Below are 19,987 nucleotides of genomic sequence, written 5' to 3' on the forward strand. Positions count from 1 at the left end.
AGAAAGCTAACGTTGAGAATCAAAAAGGTAAACACACTTCCGTGAAAGTGGCTGGAATGTTTTCCCTCCTCCTTCTAGAAACTTTCCAAAAAACTCCACAAACTGTAAACGAGCAGAGTGAACGAATGCTCCCAGAATATTGAGTGCCATATTGAGTGTGTGACCAAAAAGGAGAATTAGCAATGCCACTGGAATTCCAATAGCAAGGGGCATCATTCCCCCCAAGGTAAGCGCAATAGAATTAAAAGCGAGCGCGATAATTCCTGTTGCGAGCCCAAGAGCAAAGAGTCGTGAATAGGAAAGAATGTTTGAAAGCCAAGAAAGCATTTCATTAATAAAATCTAATACTCCAATCCTCCAAACGAGGAAGAGAGAAAGGACTCCAATAATACCAGGGGTAACACTCCGAAAAGAGGGAAACGCGGACAAGAGAGCACAGATAACGATGAGTCCCAAAGAGCCACTCGCAAAAAGAGCATCTCCTTTTTTTCCATTTTTCCAGCGATTCACTCCAGAGAGTATTACCCCTAAAAAGAGATGGAGAATACCAAGCCCATACGCAAATGCCATGACAAAAGGAATCATATCATCAACGGGATTAAAGATCTGTCCATAAAAATATTTTGTTTCTGGATTTACAAACCATGGAAGCTGCTCGTATGTCATTCCAAAATACCCCCCAAAAATAACTCCCAAAATAATAGTAGAAATGCTTGCAAAAATAAGAAGTCTCACCATATCTCTCGTAGATCTATCGAGTGGTAAGAGGAAAAATGCACTCAAAAGACTAATGAGCATAAGCGCCCCATAGCCAGCATCGGTAAGGCAAAATCCAAAAAAGATAACAAAGAAAGGTGCTAAATACGGAGTGGGATCAAGTTCAGAGTAGGCGGGTGCTCCAAAAAGGGAAACAATACTCTCAAACGGACGTATAAAGTTTTTATTCTGAAGTTCTGTTGGGGGAGAATCTCCATCTTCCTTTCCAATTTTGAGGAGATCGGCAGAAGGTTCGGACCGAAGAATACTTTGACGAACAGATTCAAACTTTTTTTCGGGAATCCAGCCAAAAAGTACGACACTTTCTTTTGTGCAATATGCTTTATTCAGAACATCTTTCTGCTCTTTTTCCCATGAAAGCGCATCATACGCCAATTTTATTTCAGAAAGTTCTTCCGCGAGGAGCTCTTTTTCTCTTTTGGCAGATACTAATTTTTCCGAAAGTTCTTCCGTCATTGCTTTCATTTTTTCAAACTCTTCTCGAACAGTCTGTATAATTTCTCCAAAATCCATGTCCTCAAAACGGTATTCTCGAAGGACTTCTTCGTACGTTTCAGAAACACTCTTGTGGAAGAAAAATACAAAAGAAACTCGCTTAGGAGAAGTGGAAACTCTCTGAACAAAGCAGAGAGGCTCTTTCGAAATTTTTTCTTCAAAGTCATCAGCATCTTTTGCATCGACATTCCCAATTCGAATTCCTGTCGAGGCGATACGCTCTGAGAGATGAAGAGGAAGGTCGAAATCTCCCCATCCCGAGAAGGCTTTTTCTCGTTCTGCAATTCGCAAAAGATCTGCTTTTGCTTTATTTTCTCGCTCCTCCAGAGTGACACATTTTTGAATAAGCTCAGAAAAATCGCGACTCCCACATTCAAGGGTTACCTGCTCATTAGACTCTACTTTTTCTCCCAAAAATTTCTCTCGAAATCGCGTTGGTTTTTTTGCAAAAGGAGTAAGGTAACGAATAACAAAACGAAGATTCGCTAATTTCGATTCAATTCCAGAAAACACTTCTTCTGGATACGAAAGGGAGGACTTTTCGAAATCTATAGGAAGGGATACATCAAAAATCCCATGCTCCTGAAGACGCGCTAACACAGGAGGGAGGCTCTTTTTATGAACAACAAGTGCCGCTCTTTGCATACGAACGACTGCCATGTTTATTTTTTGAGAAAAAGATGGAGAAAACTTTTAACAAGCTTGGAAGCAGCCTCTGAATGGCGAGATTCAAAAGCAGAGCGCATTTTTGAAAGCATTTCGCCATTTTCAATAGATTTCTTTCGGAAGTTTTCTTGCGCTTTTGTTTTCTCCTCTTGAAGTTTTTGTGAAATCTCCTCCTTTGTCTTCTTGCGAGATTCTTCTCGGATACCATCCGCCTTCTCCTTCTCTTTTTCTATTCTCGCATCAGCCTTCATTTTTTCCTCCCGAAGAAGACTTTCGGCTTGTTCTTCTGTGTCAAGAATCTGCTGAACTGGGTGGGTGGTACTCACAGAGAATAGGAAAAAAAGCCAAGCCATTTTGCTCATAAATACCTTTGGAGTCAACGATTTTTTTGCAAAAAAATGAAGAGGGAAATACTTTTTTGTGAATCGAGAATATTTTTTTGCTTTTTTCATGAAAAAAATTAAATGTACGACCAAAAATATTATCAAATTTGCCCTTCTTTCGAAAAAATGAATAATACCCTGTGACATTTTTAGGTTTTTTCCCATTTTCTTTTCATGATACGGCAACGCCTTGCTCAACGGGCATCTGAATGTTTTCCGGCGTTTCTTTCGTGGGGGACACTCCTCTTTCCTGCCTTTTTTCTTCCTATTTTTCCGAATATTGTTTTTGGATTCCTCCTACTCTACGTTTTTCTTTGGTTTTTAAGAGCGGTTGAATATTCTTTTTTTCTTCTCTATTCCTACCGAAAATACAAAAAAAATCTCACGAAAAACTGGAAGAAAGAGCTTGAAGACACATCATATTCTTCTGCAGATTTGTCTCCCAAGGAAGTACTTCACCTTATTATTATTCCCACCTACAAAGAGTCTCTTCAGGTTCTTCGAGATACGATCAACGCCATTAGAAAATCTTCTTTTCCCATGGAACAAATATACATTTGTATTGCGACTGAAGAGCGAGATGTCATAAATGGGAGAAAAAATGCAGAAATTCTTTCGAGAGAATATGAAACTGTTTTTGGGCGTTTCTTTTGGATAGAGCATCCCGATGGACTCCCCAATGAAATCAGAGGAAAAGGAGCAAACATCTCCTTTGCGGGAAAAAGATTGGCAGAAAAGCTAACTACAGAAGGAGTCGACTTTTCTCGCGTACTCGTAACAACACTCGATGCCGACAACCGCATTCATTCTCATCTGCTTTCTGCCCTTACAAAAATCTATTGCAAAACACCAGAACGACATAAAAGAGCTTTTCAGCCGATTCCTCTCTTTTTTAATAATATCTGGGATGTTCCTGCAATGAATAGGGTGGTAGCACTTTCCTCGGGATATTGGCATCTCATTGAAGCAGGGCGTCCAGACCGACTTCGAAACTTTTCAAGCCACAGTCAGCCTCTTTCAGCACTGGCAGAAATGAATTTTTGGGATACAACCACCATTGTTGAGGACGGAAGACAATATTGGAGAAGCTATTTTCATTTCCATGGATCATACGAAGTGATTCCCATTTTTCTTCCTATCTATCAAGATGCGGTACTCAGTCAAAATTATTTCCGATCACTTATAGGGCAATTTCAGCAACTCAAACGTTGGTCATGGGGATGTTCGGATATTGCGTATTGTTTTGGGGAAATTCGAAAGGAATGGAGATATCTTCCAAAAATAAAAACACTTCTTCAGTATTTCCGACTCATAGAGGGGCACTATATGTGGGCAACAGCGGCGCTCTTTTTAGCGATTGTTATTCCCGCTGTTAAACTCTTTGCACCAGAAGTTTCCGAAACCGTATTTGGAACACACGTTGCTCTTTTTCTCTCAGTCGTTTTTCGACTTGCACTCTCTGGTATTTTTGTCTCCATGATTCTCACTTTTCTCATGACACCATCTCCTCCAAAAAAAATACGGACATTCGATCTCATTTGGCAATGGGCGCTCATCCCCTTTACTACTATTTTCTTTGGAAGTCTTCCGGCGCTTGTTACACAAACTCAAATCGCACTCGGGAAACGTATGGAATTTAATGTGACGGAAAAAGTTCGACAAAAAGAGCCAAAAACACTTGCACGTGGCAAGCATTCGTGATAGATTTTCTTCACCTTTTTCTTGAAAAGACTCTCATGACGAATAAAGCAGGCGCAAAAAAACACGGCATGCACCGAATAGAACGCTTACGAACAAGCAAAATCGCACGACTCAAGAAAAATAAAGAGGGTCTTCGCGCAGGACAGGCTGCTCGTCAAAAGGCAATTGCAGAGGCACTCGCAGCAGGAAACGAATAAGAAAAATACTTCCTCGATATTGTAAATACATACACACTATTTTCCCTTTTTTCGCATTTCTTCGAGCATTTCCCGAACGAAATCTTTTCCTCCAAGCCCAAATGCAAGACCTCCCGCTAAGGCAATCATGGAAACAAGAGCAGTAAAGAGTGTTTGAACAAGCTCCGGCGCAATGCCCACCTGAAAAAGTGCTGCCAAAATACCAAAAGCAAAAATAATATTCTGGACAAATGCGGCAACAATATTTCGAGCATTTTTATCTCCAACATGGAGAAAGTTTTTTGTGAGTGAGCTTGCAGTATTTCCCATCTGCACCGCAAAAATCACAATAAGCATAGCAATAACAATGTTGGGGGCGAGCAAAATGATTTTGTTCAAAAATTCCTCAACCTCGTAGAATCCCATCATTTTTGCGGATTGTCGTAAGAAAAGGGTAATAATGACACCTTTCAAAAAAACCCCCACCAAACGAGATGGATTAGACTTTATATTTGCCTTTTGAAGGAGAACATCAAATTCTAGTCGTCTCCAAAGACGAGAGAGGCGTGCTTTTTCGCCAAACTTTATAAAGAGCCACTCAGTAAACATGCCAAGAAATACCCCCACGAGAAGCACTCCAAGAGAAGCAAATAGCATTGGGAGAATATCGAGAACACTTCCTATAACTTGTTCTGTGGAAGATTGAATAGACCTTGAGAGAATGAAGACAGCATCAGGTTTCATGAGGGAGAGAAAAAAACAGGACTATTTTGCCACTACTTGCTTCTTCGAACAAATCCCGCAGAAAGTGCCTCTTTTTCGGAAGGAAAAAAGATGCGGTTTTTTACAGAAATAAGCGCAGCACTTGGATCATCGAGCGGATAAAAATACTTTCCCGATTTACTCGCCACAAAAAGCGATCCTTCGGGAGCAGGAATGTGAGTAAGAAGTGGCAGAATATTTTCTACAGAAAAAAAGAACTCTCCAGGAAAAACAGAGTATACTTCTTCTGTATCACCAACAATGAACCGTGCTTCTTCACCCTGCAACGTTCCTCGCAACACTCCATTTTCAATGGTAGAAAAACGAATAAGAGAAATTTCATCAGAAAAATTTCCAAACGTAATAGGCTCCCTGTTCTTGACAAAACGCCAACGCTCAAAAAGAATACCCCACACTCCTCCTACTGAAAACACAAGGAGAAGGAGCGCAACGAGTCGAATCCAACCAATTTTTTTCTTATAACGATCCATGACAACAAAAAAATATTGCTTTCAGCTCGGACTTTTTCCAGAGATATCACTCGCGGAAATCGCATCCCGACTTCCAAATTCTGCCGTACTCAGCCATCCATGTCCAGAAATCGCACTGGTAGAAGTTCCCGAAAAAGTTACACCTCCGCATATACGAACTCTTGGAGGAACACTCCGTATTGCAGAATACATTGAGGAGATTGACCGAGACGATGTTTCGGGTTTTCTTGCGAATATTCTGGAACAGGTAGAGGAGGGACAAAAAATTCATTTTGCTACCACTCAAATTCCTGCTTCGCAAAAATTGAACAAAAAAATTATTCTTGAAACGAAAAAAATACTCACGAAAAAAAAGCGGAGTATTCGTTTTATTAACCGAAATTTTCAAAATCCAGATGTGAGCACTGTTCATCGGGAAAGGCTTTTAGGTTCCTCAGGAAGAAGTGAATTTCTTGTCATTTCAAAAGGAACACGAGTTATACTTGCCAAAACACTCTCTGCCTATAATCCTGAAGAATTTTCCATCCGCGATTACGAAAAACCAGAGCGAGACACAAAAACCGGAATGCTTCCACCAAAGCTTGCCCTCATGATGACAAATCTTTCTGCCGAGAATGGACATCTTCCTCAAAAAATATGGGATCCTTTTTGCGGAACAGGAACTATTTTGGGGGAATCACTCCTTCTTACAATCCCCTGCTCGGGAAGTGATATTTCACCAGAACTTCTTAAAATGAGTCGAAAAAATCTTTCGGCGCTTGAAGACAAATTTTCTCCCCTCCCCTCTTTTCACCTTTTTCGACATGATGCAAGTGCGCCAGTACCACAACAAGTGCAAAAAGAAGGGAGAATTGCTGTTGTTACCGAGGGATACTTAGGACCGACTTTTCATCTTCCTCCTTCGGAAAAAGATATTGCAAGAGCGCAAAAAGAAGTTGATCCATTGATGTCTGCTTTTTTTCGATCAACCGCCGAAAGCAAAGGTATCGAAAAGATGGTGGTTTGCCTCCCCTTCTGGAAAACAAAAGAGGGAAAATTGGCGTTCCCAGAAAAAGCCCTTGCCGTGGCAGAGAAATTTTGGAAAAATGGTTTGGCACTTTCAGAGAAATCTTCTGAAAAATTGTTGCTCTATCGTCGCCAAAATCAGCACGTTGGTCGTTGCATTTTGGTTCTCAAAAAACGATAAGTATTGTTTTAAAAACATCACCGACACCGCCAATCCTTTGTTCCTCGATAGCTCAGCGGTAGAGCAAACGGCTGTTAACCGTTAGGTCACTGGTTCGAATCCAGTTCGGGGAGCCATTCTTGATTTCTGCCCATTTCAATGAAGATGTTGAAAGGTTTTTTGGCTTGATAAAGTAATTTCTTGCCCTCTAAACGCAAGTTCGAAAGTAGAAAACTCATAAGCTTTTTTTCTCTGGTTTGGAACTTTTGAAAATTTCTCCTGCATTCTGAGCAAGTTCCAGAACCGACAAACTCGTTTTTAAAAAAGCATTGTCCGCCTTGCTTATAGTCATCATTTCTTCCTGCAATTCTCGTTCTTCTTCAGAAAAGCGTTCCACAAAATTGTCATACTGGTCGGATGTAATTCCTCTATGATACCACCTCTTGAGCTTTGAAAATTCTTCATCAAGATCACAATAAGAAAGAAATTTTCCTATTCTTCTTTCAAGTCCCGAAGCGTTGCAAATACTGTATGTTAAATTCCAACATTGCCGACAAGCGAAAACATACTTTCCGGCAAGATACAGTTTTCCTACTCTTCTTTCACATCTTGGACAGTGTATCCAATACCGAACCCCACCATAACGACAAGAGGAAGTACTGAGGCGTATTTTGTAATCCTGTTTTGCTTTTGGATTATTGGGATCATTTACAAAACTATACTGAAGACGAAGTTCTTTTTCCGATAAAGAAAAAGAATATCCCACACTTGTTTTGTTTCGATCATCCCCCCAAGTAAAAGAACCACTCCGAAAACTTTCTTTCTCATTGAAAAATCCCCATTGCTTCATTCTCACAATGGAAATGCTTTGAAGCCCTTCTGCCGTTTTTTTTCCTCCATATCGTGACATATTTCAAACCGAAATCATTTGAGATTCTCGGATTCTTCCGATGATGTTTTATAAGAAGTACAATACTCTTAATTTTTTTTGAAAAATAGGGAAAAACTGTGATAAGATGGAGAATATTAAGAGGGAAAATAGTTTTTCAATTCGATTGTTTGACATTTTTAAAATTGAAGAGCAGGATCCGCGCCTCATTTTTTTCTCGTGAATCGAAAAATACCACACTATCTTCGCATATTGCCATGAAAGAAAATAACGATCAAAGAGAAAAGGAGGCTCAAGAAAGTATGCTTCACATAGCAGATGATAATCCTGAAATTAATTATGATCGTCTCAAAGAATCCGCTCAATATATTCTCAAAAAAAGAACCTCACTTCCGTTTGAGGAATATAGGAAAATAACAGAATTATTTTATAATTCTATGGACATGGAAGAAAGAGGGTCATCCCATTTTCTCTCAGATGTAAATGTTTTGATTAAATACCTTGAGATTTCCCTTAATATTATTGATACCCATTTAACCCCCGCCCTTCATACAAATGCCATTACTGTTATTGGAGCAGGTGAAGGTCGTATGATTCCTCTTATTATTGAAATGGGGAAAAAAACAAAACAAAAAATAAAAAAAATTATCATTAATGATCTTTTAGAGAGTCATATTGAAACCATAAAAGGAAAACTATCCGATACTTATGGGACTGATAAATCATCAAATATTGATGGAATTGAGATAGAATATCGCGAGGGAGATTTTGGGAAAATTAATATTCCGTTTTCTGATATTGCAATCGCAACATGGTTTGTTACTTCAGAAATTCTTGATCCGAGCTCCGTTTCTGCTCTTCAAGAACATAGAAGCCATTTTTTTAAAAAAATTAGAACCACTATCGGAGAACATGGATTTTTCTTCGAAGAAATTCCAGATATTCTTCAGTCTGGATTTTATTATCTTTCTCGATCAAAATCAGCTCATATACTAACAGAAATGGGATTTTTGCCAGAAGAAAGTGAAAATTTTAGCCTTACTAATATTCCAAAAGAAAACAATGGATTCCCCTACCATATAAGATATATGCCAAAAAATGGAGGACATGGACGCGAAATGACAAATGCAGGATTTTATTCTTTAGCTTCTGAATCACTTATTTTTCCTCGAGAATCAGTACAAATCTATCCAGCTGATATTATAAAAATTTTTGAAGAATACAAAAATATTGAAGAGGTCAAGCGATACATAAGCACTCTTTTGATTAATAATTCCAAAAATGAGGAAGGAGATGACAGAAGAATAAAAAGAATTACGATGTGGAGTGCTGATCCCTATTAATTTTATTCCAGCAAAAAGAAAAAATCTGCTTGAAATCATTCGCTTCTATGGTATTTCTTCGGAGTATTCCCTGAGGAGGAGATAAAGCGTAAGACATAACCAAATCTCCCGTAATATTGATTGTTCCTTGAATGTCAAAATCCTTTATAATAGAAACTTTCGTAAATGGATTATCTTTGTTTTCTTTTTTATATTCTCGACCCGCTGGTGTGTCGGGAATAATAACGCGAGCTAAAACTTTCGCTTCAATTCTTCTCTTGAGATAGCTTTCTAAAAAATCTTTCCCAATATTAGAAGTATTTTTGTCAGGAATATTTTCAAATGCAAAAATATCTTGTTTTTCTTCAATTGCCTCTAAAAGAATCTCTTCATACACATTCCGAATTCCTTCTACTCCCTCATATTTCACAAAACCAATCTTTTCTGGTCGATAGAGTTTCGGTACAACAATATCTCTCACATTTTCCAGCATCTCAAAACTCTTCTTCACCCTCTTCTCCAAATCCGTAATCGGCATTGCCTGAAATATTTGAGTCCCCGCAATCACCCTCCCCGGAAGGATTAAATCCCTCTGCAATAGCTCTTGAATTCCCATTTCTACTTCTGTTTCATCTCTCTTTACAAAATTCATCAATTCCGTACGAGAAAGATCTCCATGCGTCAAAAATTCAATATAGAGTTCAGCACTGGTCTCTCCAATATGAAGAAGATCAGCCACCTCCTTGATGGTCATATTTGCCGTTTTGGTCATTTTTCTTGAGAAAGAGAAAGGCGCTTTTCAATAGCAAAAACTTCTTGTTCTAATCGCTGAAGAATTTTCTGCATTGGAGCGTTAAATTTTTCCAAGGCATTCTTCTTGATACTCATTCGAAAAAGTGGAAGGAGTAAATCTTTGGTTTCGTGAATATACTCTCGTTGTTTTTCTGGTTTAAATCCATCAATCGTCTGAAGATTATGAAGACGATCTGCCATTTTAATGAGCGTTGATTCAGGGTAGTGTTTCCAAATCACTTCCATATCATCTAAATTTCCTTTCATTTTGCAGTGAGAAGTTTTCCATCTTTCCCATTTTGAAAGAAATTCAACAATAGAAGTCACTTCTGCTCCAAACTTAAACTTGATATATGCTTTGGAAAGGGAAGTGTCTTCCAAAACATCATGAAGAAGAGCCGCGTCCAGAGTGTCTTGATCATCCACACCTGCTTCCATCAAAATATCCCGAACCGCATAAAAATGGCTTGTGTAGGGCGCTCCATTTTTTCTTTTTTTGTCTTTGAAGAGGTGTTCGATTAAGGCGGGAATGTTCATTGATTCCTTAAAACAAGCCATAATATAAGCAAAAATAATGGGAAAAGTCTAATTTTTGATTATGATTTCATTTTGAAATTCTTTTAAAATTTAAAAATCACACATACCGAACGCAAAAATAATCAAAAAAATTGACTGTATTTCCGAGTACTCGATTAATACACCTCAAAGGCTTATAACATTTGGTTCTAAATAGGAACGGAATGGTGAGCCATTCTTTACACTTCGATGCTCTAGCGAGTACATCGAATGGTTTTTTGTAGTCGTAGACTAACTTTCCGTGTTCCAAGCGAGGGTTCCAAAGTAAGAAACTCATAAGCTCTCGTTTCTCCTCTGGTTTGGAACTTTTGAAAACATCGTAAGCTCTTGAAGCAAGCTCAAATAAGTAACTGTGATTCCAAACTTTTCATCAGCGTCATTGTGGAGCTTCTTTTTATCAATAATTTCTTCTTGTCTTCGGCGTATTTGAATTGATTTTTCGTTGAACTCATCCTTTGCAATTCCCACTAACAAACTTTTTTTTAATGATTTATTCTCTCGACAAGAAAGTGGAAACTAGCTGATGGATTTCCTGATTTACCAAGTACTTTTTGCCAATCAATCACTTCATATTCAACTGCGGTTGATTGGTGTGGCAGCAACGTTTCAAAAATCTTTTGATTCTTTTGAAAACTCCCTAATTTATTTTTCTTAAAAAGAACTTGGATTTTTTCCTCCATTTTTTTACCTCTTGGGATCGGAGAGGTTGGCTTTTCAAAATGTAGTATTATCCAAATAGCGAGCAATGTATTCCAATCTTTGGCAGGAGTTTTATGTCTTGTTAAGAAATAAGGTCAAGTTGTGCCGAGAGTAAAAGACTTTCTTCTTAATCAATTCTTTTACTTGACTACAAACTGTGCTTGATAAAATCAGGAAACATTTCCACTTTATTTCTATCTTTTTGATAAAATAGAAATGGAGCCACATCTTTTGACAACTCTTTAAAATTAAAATCAGCAGTTTTTTCTAGTAAATATTCTCTCAATTCCTTTTCATTTTTTGTCCCAAGATTCTTTTTTAAATATTCGAAATTTGGCTTGGCTCCAATGCCATACAAAAACACAACATCAAAGAAATCCCTTCCCATGATCCGATTTCTGTTCACACAAGCATAAAGTTTTTGTGCCAAAAGTAAATCCTTGGGCACAGTGGCAATATTGGCGAATACTTCAAATTTATTCAAAACAAACCTGTCTGGTGTGTATTCAAAGTTTTGTGGAACCGTATCAACCTGAATCAGGATTTTTTGTTCAGGCACGGAAGCCAATCCTTCATTGAAAAGTAATTGCGGAATACGAATCTTGATCCGATAGGCGTTTTTAGTTTTTGTGCTGATTTCAACTTCCAACCCTTCAGCCTCTAAATCTTTCTTAATAATCTCACCCAGCTCAATGAATTCTGTTTCGCTAAGATCAAAATTATCAAAATCAAGATCTTCGGAAAATCGGGTACTGCCGTGTACAATTCTGAGTGCCGTACCGCCGAGAAAAGCTAATTTCTTCTCAAATTTGCTATCAAAAATACTTTGCAAAATCTTGTATTGTAGATATTCCTTCAAAATACTCTCACGATGAGAATACAAATGCTTTGGATACTCTTCTAAAATTTGAATGAGATTAATCATTTTGAATGATGTTTAAAAAAGTGTTTGCGCGTTTTGCAAGTGCCTTATTATTAAAAGCCTCAAGATACCTTTGGAACTTCTTAATATCGATGTATTCAACAAAAGAATCTTCATTTATCCTCATTCCTTCAAAATCATCTACTGTCTTGAGACGAGGATTGAGATATAAGTAATCCAAGATTGCCTTTTCTGGCTCAGCAATTAAAAACTTGGAATCATCAATTTTTACTAACTTATATCCCCAAAAAAGCTTGGGAGAAATATGACGATAGCCAAAATTACCAATAGGTGTGTCGAATTCTGCAGTCTTCTTGGTGCTTACAGAAGTGATTTGAAAAACTTCCTCAGGAATCAGTCCATAATACTTCAAAGCCTTTTCTAGCGAAATACAAGAGGGATAATAAATCCGATTTGCCACCAAAAATGAAAAACTTTGATTTATATCTTGATCTGCCAAGGTGTAAAAACCTTGCTTAATTTTTATCAAATATCCTTTCTTTTCCCAGCGATCAATTTGTCGATATGAAAAATCAGGAAAAAACTTCTTTACATCTTGCAAAGAAAAAACTTGATAAGGTTGAAATTGCTTTTGAAAATCAATTGTATTCATAATTTTTCTTTTATAGGACATAATTGTCCTTTTACAGAAATATTGTATCAAATCAGGAAACTAAAGTCAATTATCTACCTCTCGCCATCACCCACTCATCCGTCTCATTTGCCATTCTCTCCTCCAATCTCAGGTTTGAGCAATACGCTCCCTTTTTAAAGGCAAAATAGCGGGCAACATATTCCAATCTTTGGATTCAATTTGATAAACTAATCCTCTTAATCATGCCTTCCTCTTTTTGGAAGCGTATTTCTATTAGTTTATGTGTTTTTTTGTGAATCTTCTTAAATCAAAAGAGTACAAGGGCTTTTGAGAAAAAGAAACCGAAAAAAACTTGTTTTTTGCTTTTTCTTCCCATTTGGAAGTAGTTCTCCCTATAAAACATTCTAGCTCTTTTTTGAAAAATATGAGAAAATACCTCAAGAATGAACACATTTGGAACACATTTTCGGCTCACCACTTTTGGAGAATCTCATGGAATTGCCCTCGGAGCTGTTATTGATGGATGTCCGGCAGGCTTACTCATTTCTGTAGAAGAAATTACCACGGAACTTGCTCGCAGAAGACCAGGACAGAGCGATATGGCAACTCCTCGAAATGAATCGGATACACCAGAAATTTTGAGTGGTATCTTTGAAGGAAAAACCATTGGAACACCCATTGCGATTATTGTTCGCAATAGCGACCAAAAATCGAAAGATTATTCCGTACTCAAAGAAGTTTTTAGACCAGGGCATGCGGATGAAGTGTGGGATCAAAAATACCAACATCGAGATCACCGCGGAGGTGGACGACAAAGCGGACGTGAAACGCTTTCACGCGTTATTGGCGGTGCTATTGCAAAAAAACTCTTAAAAACGGCAAGCAAAACAGAAATTTTTGCCCACGTGGTGCAACTGGGAAACATTCGTGCAGAAACATTTCAAAAAGAAGAAATTGAAAAAAATCTTATTCGCTGTGGAGATGCCAAGGCAGCACAAAAAATGGAAGAACTCGTGCGACAGACAAAACAAGAAGGTGATTCTCTTGGCGCGCTTGTAGAAATTGTAGTAAAAAATCCCCCAAAACTTTGTGGTAGTCCGGTTTTTGGAAAAATAGAAGGGGAATTTGCAAAAGCTTTACTCAGCATTGGCACCACAAGAAGCTTTGAATTTGGCGAAGGCTTACAAGTGGCACACCGGTTTGGAAGCGAACAAAATCCAAAACAAGAAGGAATATCGGGTGGCATCACTACCGGAGAAACTATCCGACTCCGTGTTGCCATTAAACCGCCTCCCTCCATTGGAAAAGCACAAAAGATGAAAAAGTCAGAGGGAGGAACAATAGAAACCTCCGTCACTGGACGACACGACCCCACCATCGCCCCACGATTCGTACCAGTTGCCGAAAGCATGATTGCCCTTGTCCTTGCCGATGCTTTACTCGCTCCACCAGAACGAACAAATCTTCTTTTTCGCACTTCGTGACTTTTCTCCTCTTTTTTGCCATTGGACTTTTTTTTGGAAGTTTTGCGAATGTCATTTCCATTCGCCTTCATAACAAAAAACCAGGAATTATGAATGGAAAAAGCGAATGCCCACTCTGCAAACATCCCCTTTCGTGGTACGAAAACATTCCTCTTTTTGCTTTTCTTTTACAAAAAGGAAAGAGTCGCTGTTGTAAAACTCCCATTTCGTATTGGTATCCAACATCAGAACTCCTCTTTGGATTGCTCTTTGGTATCACCGGAATGCTCACATCACTTGATGATCCTTTCCTCCTTGTATGGCGGATTCTTCTCGTATTTTCCCTCGGCATCTTTCTCTTGTCGGACATTCGGTTTTTCGAAATTCCAGATGAAGTATCTCTTCCTACTATTGGTTTTCTTATCGTTGCCTCTCTCGTGTTTCCCATTTTACCAATGCACGCACCTCCTCCGTTTCTTGGAGAAGCGCTTTTTGGGGCACTCATTGTATATGGGTTTTTTACACTTCAAATTTTGACTCCCGCTTTTTTGACATCGCTTAAACGTGGTACAACATCTGCATTTTTTTCTGCTATTTCTTCCGTATTCCTTTTTCCATTATGGATTCTGGCAAAACTCTTTTTCCTGGCAGGGTATCTCGAAAAAAAATTCCCAGAAGAAACAGAAGAGGACGATTTCCTCTCGTGGATTGGTGGAGGCGATTTACGCATTGCACTCATTATAGGGCTTGCACTCGGATGGAAGATTGGGCTTCTTGCTGTCTTTTTGAGCTACCTTCTTGGAACGCTTATTGCGCTTCCCCTTATTTCTCTCAAAAAATATACAACAAAGTCACTCATCCCCTTTGGTCCTATGCTCGCCACCTCTCTTTTTCTCTGTCTCTTTTGGGGAGAAGAAATCCTCAGATTCTATCTCTCATTTCTCTACGGAAAAGTTTAGACGCCATTCCTTAGCGCTCGGTTCGTACCCATGTTCCCCTTCCTCTTCCTTGAACTGCTTCGGAAATAGCGCCTTTCTGGAATGCATCAAAAACAAAAAGAGGCATCTTGTACTCGCGTGCTAAAGAAAATGCGGTTCCATCCATCACCTTGAGTCCCATCTGTATAGCATCATTATAAGAAAGAGTATCGAAACGTTTTGCGGATGGATTTTTTTCAGGATCCTCATCATAAACACCATCGACTTTCGTCCCCTTAAGCACTGCATCTGCCTGAATTTCAAGTGCTCGCACAATGGCGGCCGAATCAGTCGTAAAGAAAGGAGATCCTGTACCGCCAGCAAAAAGGACAATATTTCCCGCTTTTAGGCTCTGAATTTCATCTTCAATGCAGTGTGATTTTCCTAAAAGAGGAACAGCGTGAGGAACAAAAACGTCTGCCAAAATATTCTTACTGTGAAACATCTCCTTGAGTACGGCGGCATTGAGAACGGTTGCACCCATTCCAATACGATCGGACTTAGCAGGAGAAAATCCGAATGCTTTCGAATCTCGTCCGCGCCAAATGTTCCCTCCGCCCACTACCACCGCTATTTCGGCTCCAGCTACCTTTTTTGCAAGAACAATCTCTTCTACAAGAAGAGAGACCTTATCAGAGGAAAACCCTGTTTCTCCAAGCATTTCTCCAGAAATTTTCAAAAGGTAACGTGTCATGAACATATAAAAAACTAAACGTAATTTTATGCGTTTTTTGAAAAAAACAACAACACGAAATTCTTCCATTCACCATTTAAAAAAAGGGAGAAAGCTCAAAGGAATGGAATTTTCCTTCTTCAAAATCACTCCCGCCAAAAAAACTGCCATTTCGGAATCATGGCGAAAATATTAAAAATGAATATCGCTTTTTTTTCGAAAACATGGTACAACGGAAACCGTTTTACTTTTTCTCTCTCTTTTCTCCTTATGAGAATTCTTTCATTTAAAAAACCCATCTTGTTTGTGGGAGTCTGTATGCTTCTCGCCGGTTGTAGCCTTTTTGGTGGTGGTGAAGAAGATAAAGGCATGGATACCAAAAACATTACCACAAAAGACCCGAAAGAACGTTTTGAACAATTAAGCGCTGCAAACAGAAATGCCTTTGCAGATATGCTCCTCGAAACAATGGGAAATATGGCGCATTACCAAAAATCAAAAGCAGATTTTTCAGTATCTGGAAAAGTTCTTCTCGAAATGATGAACGGAAATCTTAATTTTTCAGTTAAGAGCAGTTCAAAAACAGATCGATCTTCTGAAAACATTCAGATGGATGCCAGTCTCGATGCGAGTGCAAAAATGGAATCTCCCATTGCTTCCGGAGAAGGAAAGGTATCCCTCGCACTCCTTGCAAAGGACGGAAATTACTTCGCTTCTCTCAAGGATTTCTCACTCAATGCACCAGAAGTGCCATCTGATCAAGTAATGGCGTCTATTACACCTCTTATCGGAACATGGTATGGAGGAACTGCCGCAGAAATTGATGAGCTTCTTGGCGGAAATACGAGCATAGAAACTCTCTTTCGTTCAGCAAAGAGTCCTGGAGAAATTCAACAAGAAGTTGTAGAAATTATTCGAAATACCCCTCTTTTTGCCTTCTCCGAAAAATCCGATTCCGGAAAAGAAGGGCTTGAATCCTACAAAGTCACCGTTGACACCAATGCTTTTCAGGAAATGGTTGGTAAGATCTTGGAAGTCGCAGAATTTCCAGAGCAGAATATTGAAGCAACCAAAGAGGATATGCGCTCCAATATGGCGGGAGTTAATATCTCTGGAATTGTTGGTTTTTCTTCCAGTGATCCACTTGCACTCTCGTTTGAGGGAAGTATTACAAATACCGAATCTCCCGAAAAAAATGGAGACATTAGTGTCTTTCTTTCTGAGAACGAAAAGAGTTTTCGTATAAAATCGATGCAAGGAGTTATCGATTTTGTTGCAAAAAAAGAAGGAAATACAAAAACATTTGCACTTACTGAAGGAGAAGAAGGGAAAAAACTTCTCTCTGGAAATATGTCAGAAAAGACATTTGAAATGTCTTTCTACAATACAAGTGATGCCGAAGAAAAAGAAGTTGCCCACATCTCTCTTGAGAAAAATGAAGAAAAATGGAGCGGAACAATGACCAACAACGAGCAACCAGATATTGTTTTTCTTATTCACGAACTTTCATTTGACGCAAAAACTCTTATACTCCACGTCGAGCTCAAGAAAGGAGAAGTCTCACTTGCAGACATAGAAATGTCTTACCTAATCGAAGAAATCAAAAATATTGATATTACTCCTCCACAAGAATTCGAACCATTTTCTGTGCTCACGCAAAAGGTTCTTCCACTTCTCTTTGGTGCATCACCAACCCCAGTACTCGAAGAAGGAGTTCCTTCTGATTCTCTTCCGTCGAACATAAACGATGATCTCCCAGAAGGAATGAGTGAAGAAGAGCTCAACGCGATGATTGAGCAGGCAATGATTGAGCAGGCAAATGGAGGGATACCTTCTGAAGAAGATACCTCACCTGATGCGCCATCAACTCCAACGCCCGAAGAAGGAGTAAGTGCGGGAACACCTCCTACTCCACAGGAATAATCTAAAAAATATGGAAAAAGCCTATGAGGGGTGAAGGAAATATTCACCCCTCATAGAAAGAAGTAGATTGACAAAAAAAGTGTTCCTCCGGCAGAATGTCTCGGCAGTTTTCTTTTCTCTCTTTTTTAGCTATCGTGCTTGTTATTCGAATGCAGCGTACCGGTCGTAAAAATGCACCTTTTTACCACATTGTGGTTGCCGAAAAATCTAAACCAGTACAGGGAAAGTTTCTTGAACGACTTGGATACTACAACCCACTTGTTCAACCAAAAGACATTTCCCTTCAAAAGGAACGTGTTGAATACTGGATTTCAGTAGGAGCTCAGCCAAGCCAAACAGTAGCACGCCTTTGTACAAAAAACGGTATCTCTCAAGCAGAAAAATTTATAAAAGCACGAGCTCAAAAGCCTTCTAAGGCAGAGGAAGAAGCCGCCAAGAAAAAGGCGGAGGCAGAGGAGGCACAAAAGAAAGCTACAGAGGAAGAAGCGCAAAAAAAGGCAGAAGAGGAGAAAACTCAGGCTGAAGCAATTTCCTCAGAAACCTCAGAAGCTTCGAAAGAGACACCAGAAAAAGCAGAGACGGAATCGGAATAAGGACACGTTCTTTTCTCTATTTTCTTCTCCCATCATTCATGCCAGAACGTACTATCTCACCGGAAGAGCAATTTCTTCTTTTTGTTGTTCGGGCAATGGTAGAGCATCCCGAAGATGTTTCCATTACGAGGACCATTGATGAACTTGGCACTCTCCTCTCTCTTCATGTAAACCCCACTGATGCCGGAAAAATTATTGGCAAAGGAGGTCAGACCATAAAAGCACTTCGGATTCTTTTGCGTGTTGTTGGAGCGAAAGACAATGGAAGTCGAATTAACCTTCGACTTGAAGATTCCTCTTCTCCTTTCGAATGAACGACGGATTATTAAGCCCCAACCAAAGTGGATATAATCTTATTGACATTATTAACTTAGCGGTCGCACTCGGAATTCTCGTTGCGGGGTTTCTTTCTATTTTTTATATTTTCGTCGGAGGAATCTCCTTTATTCTTTCTGGTGGAGATGAGTCAAAAATTAAACAAGCTGTTCACACCATCCGCTACGCAATTGTCGGACTCGTGGTGACTATTTTTGCCGTGACTATTATTGCTATTGTTGGAAGTCTTTTTGGGTTTAATCTTACTCAATATATTCAATGGGATCGCATGACAGAACTCATTGGAGATATCACAAGTCGTGTTATGAGCGGAGGAAGCACCTCGGTTAATGATTTCCCCCAACTACCAGAACCACCAGCACCATTAGCAAACTAATTTGATGCCCATATTCTCGGAAGATCCACCTCTTCACCTCTTATTCTCGGGAACCCTTGCCGAAGCAGTAAACGTAGGAGTTGCTCTTTCTATTCTTGTTGGTGGCTTGCTTTCGGTATTTTTCGTCTTTTACGGAGGTATTCAATTTATTACCTCTGGCGGAGATGAAGAGAAATCGAAAAAAGCCATTTCGAGTATTCGGACTGCTATTATTGGACTTCTTGTTATTATTTTTTCTGTCACCTTTGTTTCGGTACTCAGTGCTCTTTTTCAATTTAATCTCCTCCCCTTTCTCGAATGGGAGAGTGTTTTACACTCAGTACAAAACATTGGAGAAAAATGGAAAGATATCGCCAACCAAGACCAACTCTCTCCAGACACACTAGAACCACTGTAAAAACTTTCGAAATCGCACAAAACGAAATGTTTTTCCAAAGCGTTCCGCTTCTGTTTTGCGAGGAAGGGAAAAAAGGTATCTTGCACGATGATTTTTTTGGGGATGTGCCTTTTTCCTCTTTAAGAGATGGAGAGCCTTCAGAAGGGCTTCTGCGGCAAAATCGGCTGTTTTTTTTGTAAAACACTGAAGAGAAAGAGCTTTTCCCCGAAGAGAGAAATGCTTTTGAAGAATAATGCCTCCTGCATCAATATGCTCATTCATGTAGTGCACCGTCACCCCCCCTTCTTGCTCTCCATGATAGAGAATCCAAAAGTTTGTCCAACTTCCCGGAAATTTTGGGAGAAGCGCAGGATGAACATTAATCGCCCCCTCCCGAGGAATGCTGAGCATATCCGATCGAACAATCTGAAGGAGATAGCATGAAACGAGAATATCTGGAGCAAGATCTTTCACAAAAGCAACTGATTCCGAACAATTCACGTTAGAAGTACTAAAAATAGGAACTCCGTATGTATGCGCAAGCTCATGAACATCAAAAAGTTTTCTGCGGTGAGGAGCACGAAAAATACGAGAAAGGCTAATTCCTATCTTTTGTACAATATTTACAAATCCAATTTTCACCATAAAAGAAACACCGGCATGACGTATCATTTTTAGAATTTTTCGAACGTTCTTCATGTCTGGAGACACAACCTGATGATGAATAATTCCCACCACTTCAAAAGATGGTGAACGAAGGATTCTCCGCAGGGTGATGCTCGCGCCAATGTGAAACGAACTCGTCAGAAAAATAATACGCATGGAAAATTTATACATCTCTCTTATTCTTAGTTTTCCC

At 39.2% G+C, this 19,987-nt stretch carries 24 protein-coding genes and 1 tRNA gene; 12 read left to right on the plus strand and 13 right to left on the minus strand.

The window, feature by feature from the left end; all coding sequences use genetic code 11:
• Positions 1-6: 6 nt before the first annotated feature.
• Positions 7-1,932 carry a V-type ATP synthase subunit I gene (locus tag IPN35_03370; GenBank protein ID QQS59883.1) on the minus strand — a complete coding sequence of 642 codons (1,926 nt, stop codon included), beginning with the start codon at positions 1,930-1,932 and terminating at the stop codon, positions 7-9.
• A 2-nt stretch (positions 1,933-1,934) separates the two neighbouring features.
• Positions 1,935-2,264 carry a hypothetical protein gene (locus IPN35_03375; protein QQS59884.1) on the minus strand — a complete coding sequence of 110 codons (330 nt, stop codon included), beginning with the start codon at positions 2,262-2,264 and terminating at the stop codon, positions 1,935-1,937.
• Between the two features lie 231 nt (positions 2,265-2,495).
• Here IPN35_03375 and IPN35_03380 point away from each other — a divergent pair, with 231 nt between their 5' ends.
• Positions 2,496-4,022, plus strand: coding sequence for a glycosyltransferase family 2 protein (locus IPN35_03380; GenBank protein QQS59885.1), 1,527 nt, complete (start codon positions 2,496-2,498; stop codon positions 4,020-4,022).
• A 35-nt stretch (positions 4,023-4,057) separates the two neighbouring features.
• Positions 4,058-4,219: a hypothetical protein gene (locus IPN35_03385; protein ID QQS59886.1), complete on the plus strand. Its 162-nt coding sequence runs from the start codon at positions 4,058-4,060 to the stop codon at positions 4,217-4,219.
• A gap of 36 nt (positions 4,220-4,255) precedes the next feature.
• Here the strand turns inward: IPN35_03385 and IPN35_03390 are convergent, their stop codons facing one another.
• Together IPN35_03390 and IPN35_03395 are read right to left on the minus strand one after the other, a co-directional pair.
• Positions 4,256-4,942: a hypothetical protein gene (locus IPN35_03390; protein QQS59887.1), complete on the minus strand. Its 687-nt coding sequence runs from the start codon at positions 4,940-4,942 to the stop codon at positions 4,256-4,258.
• A gap of 32 nt (positions 4,943-4,974) precedes the next feature.
• Positions 4,975-5,451, minus strand: a complete 477-nt coding sequence (locus tag IPN35_03395; protein ID QQS59888.1) for a hypothetical protein — start codon at positions 5,449-5,451, stop codon at positions 4,975-4,977.
• Here IPN35_03395 and IPN35_03400 point away from each other — a divergent pair.
• Positions 5,450-6,637 (plus strand): hypothetical protein, encoded by a 1,188-nt coding sequence (locus IPN35_03400; GenBank protein ID QQS59889.1) that lies wholly within the window; start codon positions 5,450-5,452, stop codon positions 6,635-6,637. The two genes, IPN35_03395 and IPN35_03400, sit on opposite strands and share 2 nt — an antisense overlap.
• Positions 6,638-6,678: 41 nt before the next feature.
• Positions 6,679-6,753: transfer RNA gene (locus IPN35_03405), tRNA-Asn, on the plus strand.
• Between the two features lie 98 nt (positions 6,754-6,851).
• Here IPN35_03405 and IPN35_03410 read toward each other — a convergent pair.
• Positions 6,852-7,526, minus strand: a complete 675-nt coding sequence (locus tag IPN35_03410) for a hypothetical protein (GenBank protein QQS59890.1) — start codon at positions 7,524-7,526, stop codon at positions 6,852-6,854.
• Between the two features lie 236 nt (positions 7,527-7,762).
• Between IPN35_03410 and IPN35_03415 the strand changes: the two genes are divergently transcribed.
• A complete protein-coding gene (locus IPN35_03415; protein ID QQS59891.1) occupies positions 7,763-8,848 on the plus strand; it encodes a hypothetical protein in 1,086 nt (361 codons plus the stop codon).
• Here IPN35_03415 and IPN35_03420 read toward each other — a convergent pair.
• From IPN35_03420 to IPN35_03445, 6 genes are all read right to left on the minus strand, one after another.
• A complete protein-coding gene (locus IPN35_03420) occupies positions 8,820-9,599 on the minus strand; it encodes a hypothetical protein (protein QQS59892.1) in 780 nt (259 codons plus the stop codon). The two genes, IPN35_03415 and IPN35_03420, sit on opposite strands and share 29 nt — an antisense overlap.
• Positions 9,596-10,156 carry a bifunctional (p)ppGpp synthetase/guanosine-3',5'-bis(diphosphate) 3'-pyrophosphohydrolase gene (locus IPN35_03425; GenBank protein QQS59893.1) on the minus strand — a complete coding sequence of 187 codons (561 nt, stop codon included), beginning with the start codon at positions 10,154-10,156 and terminating at the stop codon, positions 9,596-9,598. The genes IPN35_03420 and IPN35_03425 overlap by 4 nt, the downstream gene beginning before the upstream one ends.
• 312 nt (positions 10,157-10,468) lie before the next feature.
• Positions 10,469-10,663 (minus strand): hypothetical protein, encoded by a 195-nt coding sequence (locus tag IPN35_03430; GenBank protein ID QQS59894.1) that lies wholly within the window; start codon positions 10,661-10,663, stop codon positions 10,469-10,471.
• Between the two features lie 14 nt (positions 10,664-10,677).
• Entirely contained in the window at positions 10,678-10,941 is a 264-nt protein-coding gene (locus tag IPN35_03435) for a hypothetical protein (protein ID QQS59895.1), read from the minus strand.
• Between the two features lie 101 nt (positions 10,942-11,042).
• Positions 11,043-11,819 carry a nucleotidyl transferase AbiEii/AbiGii toxin family protein gene (locus IPN35_03440; protein ID QQS59896.1) on the minus strand — a complete coding sequence of 259 codons (777 nt, stop codon included), beginning with the start codon at positions 11,817-11,819 and terminating at the stop codon, positions 11,043-11,045.
• Positions 11,812-12,450 (minus strand): type IV toxin-antitoxin system AbiEi family antitoxin domain-containing protein, encoded by a 639-nt coding sequence (locus IPN35_03445; GenBank protein ID QQS59897.1) that lies wholly within the window; start codon positions 12,448-12,450, stop codon positions 11,812-11,814. The genes IPN35_03440 and IPN35_03445 overlap by 8 nt, the downstream gene beginning before the upstream one ends.
• 404 nt (positions 12,451-12,854) lie before the next feature.
• On the opposite strand from IPN35_03445, the gene aroC reads away from it, so the two are divergent.
• Positions 12,855-13,895 (plus strand): chorismate synthase, encoded by a 1,041-nt coding sequence (gene aroC / locus IPN35_03450; GenBank protein QQS59898.1) that lies wholly within the window; start codon positions 12,855-12,857, stop codon positions 13,893-13,895.
• On the plus strand, positions 13,892-14,833 hold the full coding sequence (locus IPN35_03455; protein QQS59899.1) for a prepilin peptidase: 942 nt from the start codon (positions 13,892-13,894) through the stop codon (positions 14,831-14,833). Before aroC ends, IPN35_03455 begins: the two co-directional genes overlap by 4 nt.
• A gap of 10 nt (positions 14,834-14,843) precedes the next feature.
• Here the strand turns inward: IPN35_03455 and IPN35_03460 are convergent, their stop codons facing one another.
• On the minus strand, positions 14,844-15,545 hold the full coding sequence (locus IPN35_03460) for a uridine monophosphate kinase (GenBank protein ID QQS59900.1): 702 nt from the start codon (positions 15,543-15,545) through the stop codon (positions 14,844-14,846).
• Between the two features lie 159 nt (positions 15,546-15,704).
• On the opposite strand from IPN35_03460, the gene IPN35_03465 reads away from it, so the two are divergent.
• The 5 genes from IPN35_03465 (at position 15,705) to IPN35_03485 (ending at position 19,149) form a co-directional block, all read left to right on the plus strand.
• On the plus strand, positions 15,705-17,447 hold the full coding sequence (locus IPN35_03465) for a hypothetical protein (GenBank protein QQS59901.1): 1,743 nt from the start codon (positions 15,705-15,707) through the stop codon (positions 17,445-17,447).
• Positions 17,448-17,581: 134 nt separating this feature from the next.
• Entirely contained in the window at positions 17,582-18,040 is a 459-nt protein-coding gene (rpsP, locus tag IPN35_03470; GenBank protein ID QQS59902.1) for a 30S ribosomal protein S16, read from the plus strand.
• A gap of 38 nt (positions 18,041-18,078) precedes the next feature.
• Entirely contained in the window at positions 18,079-18,354 is a 276-nt protein-coding gene (locus tag IPN35_03475) for a KH domain-containing protein (protein ID QQS59903.1), read from the plus strand.
• The gene (locus IPN35_03480) at positions 18,351-18,752 is read left to right on the plus strand and encodes a hypothetical protein (protein ID QQS59904.1); all 402 of its coding nucleotides are present in this window, start codon (positions 18,351-18,353) and stop codon (positions 18,750-18,752) included. The genes IPN35_03475 and IPN35_03480 overlap by 4 nt, the downstream gene beginning before the upstream one ends.
• Positions 18,753-18,756: 4 nt before the next feature.
• A complete protein-coding gene (locus IPN35_03485; GenBank protein QQS59905.1) occupies positions 18,757-19,149 on the plus strand; it encodes a hypothetical protein in 393 nt (130 codons plus the stop codon).
• Here IPN35_03485 and IPN35_03490 read toward each other — a convergent pair.
• The gene (locus IPN35_03490; protein ID QQS59906.1) at positions 19,135-19,950 is read right to left on the minus strand and encodes a hypothetical protein; all 816 of its coding nucleotides are present in this window, start codon (positions 19,948-19,950) and stop codon (positions 19,135-19,137) included. The genes IPN35_03485 and IPN35_03490 overlap by 15 nt on opposite strands.
• Between the last annotated feature and the right edge of the window lie 37 nt (positions 19,951-19,987).

Source organism: Candidatus Peregrinibacteria bacterium, from assembly GCA_016699755.1.
Taxonomy (GTDB): Bacteria; Patescibacteriota; Gracilibacteria; order CAIRYL01.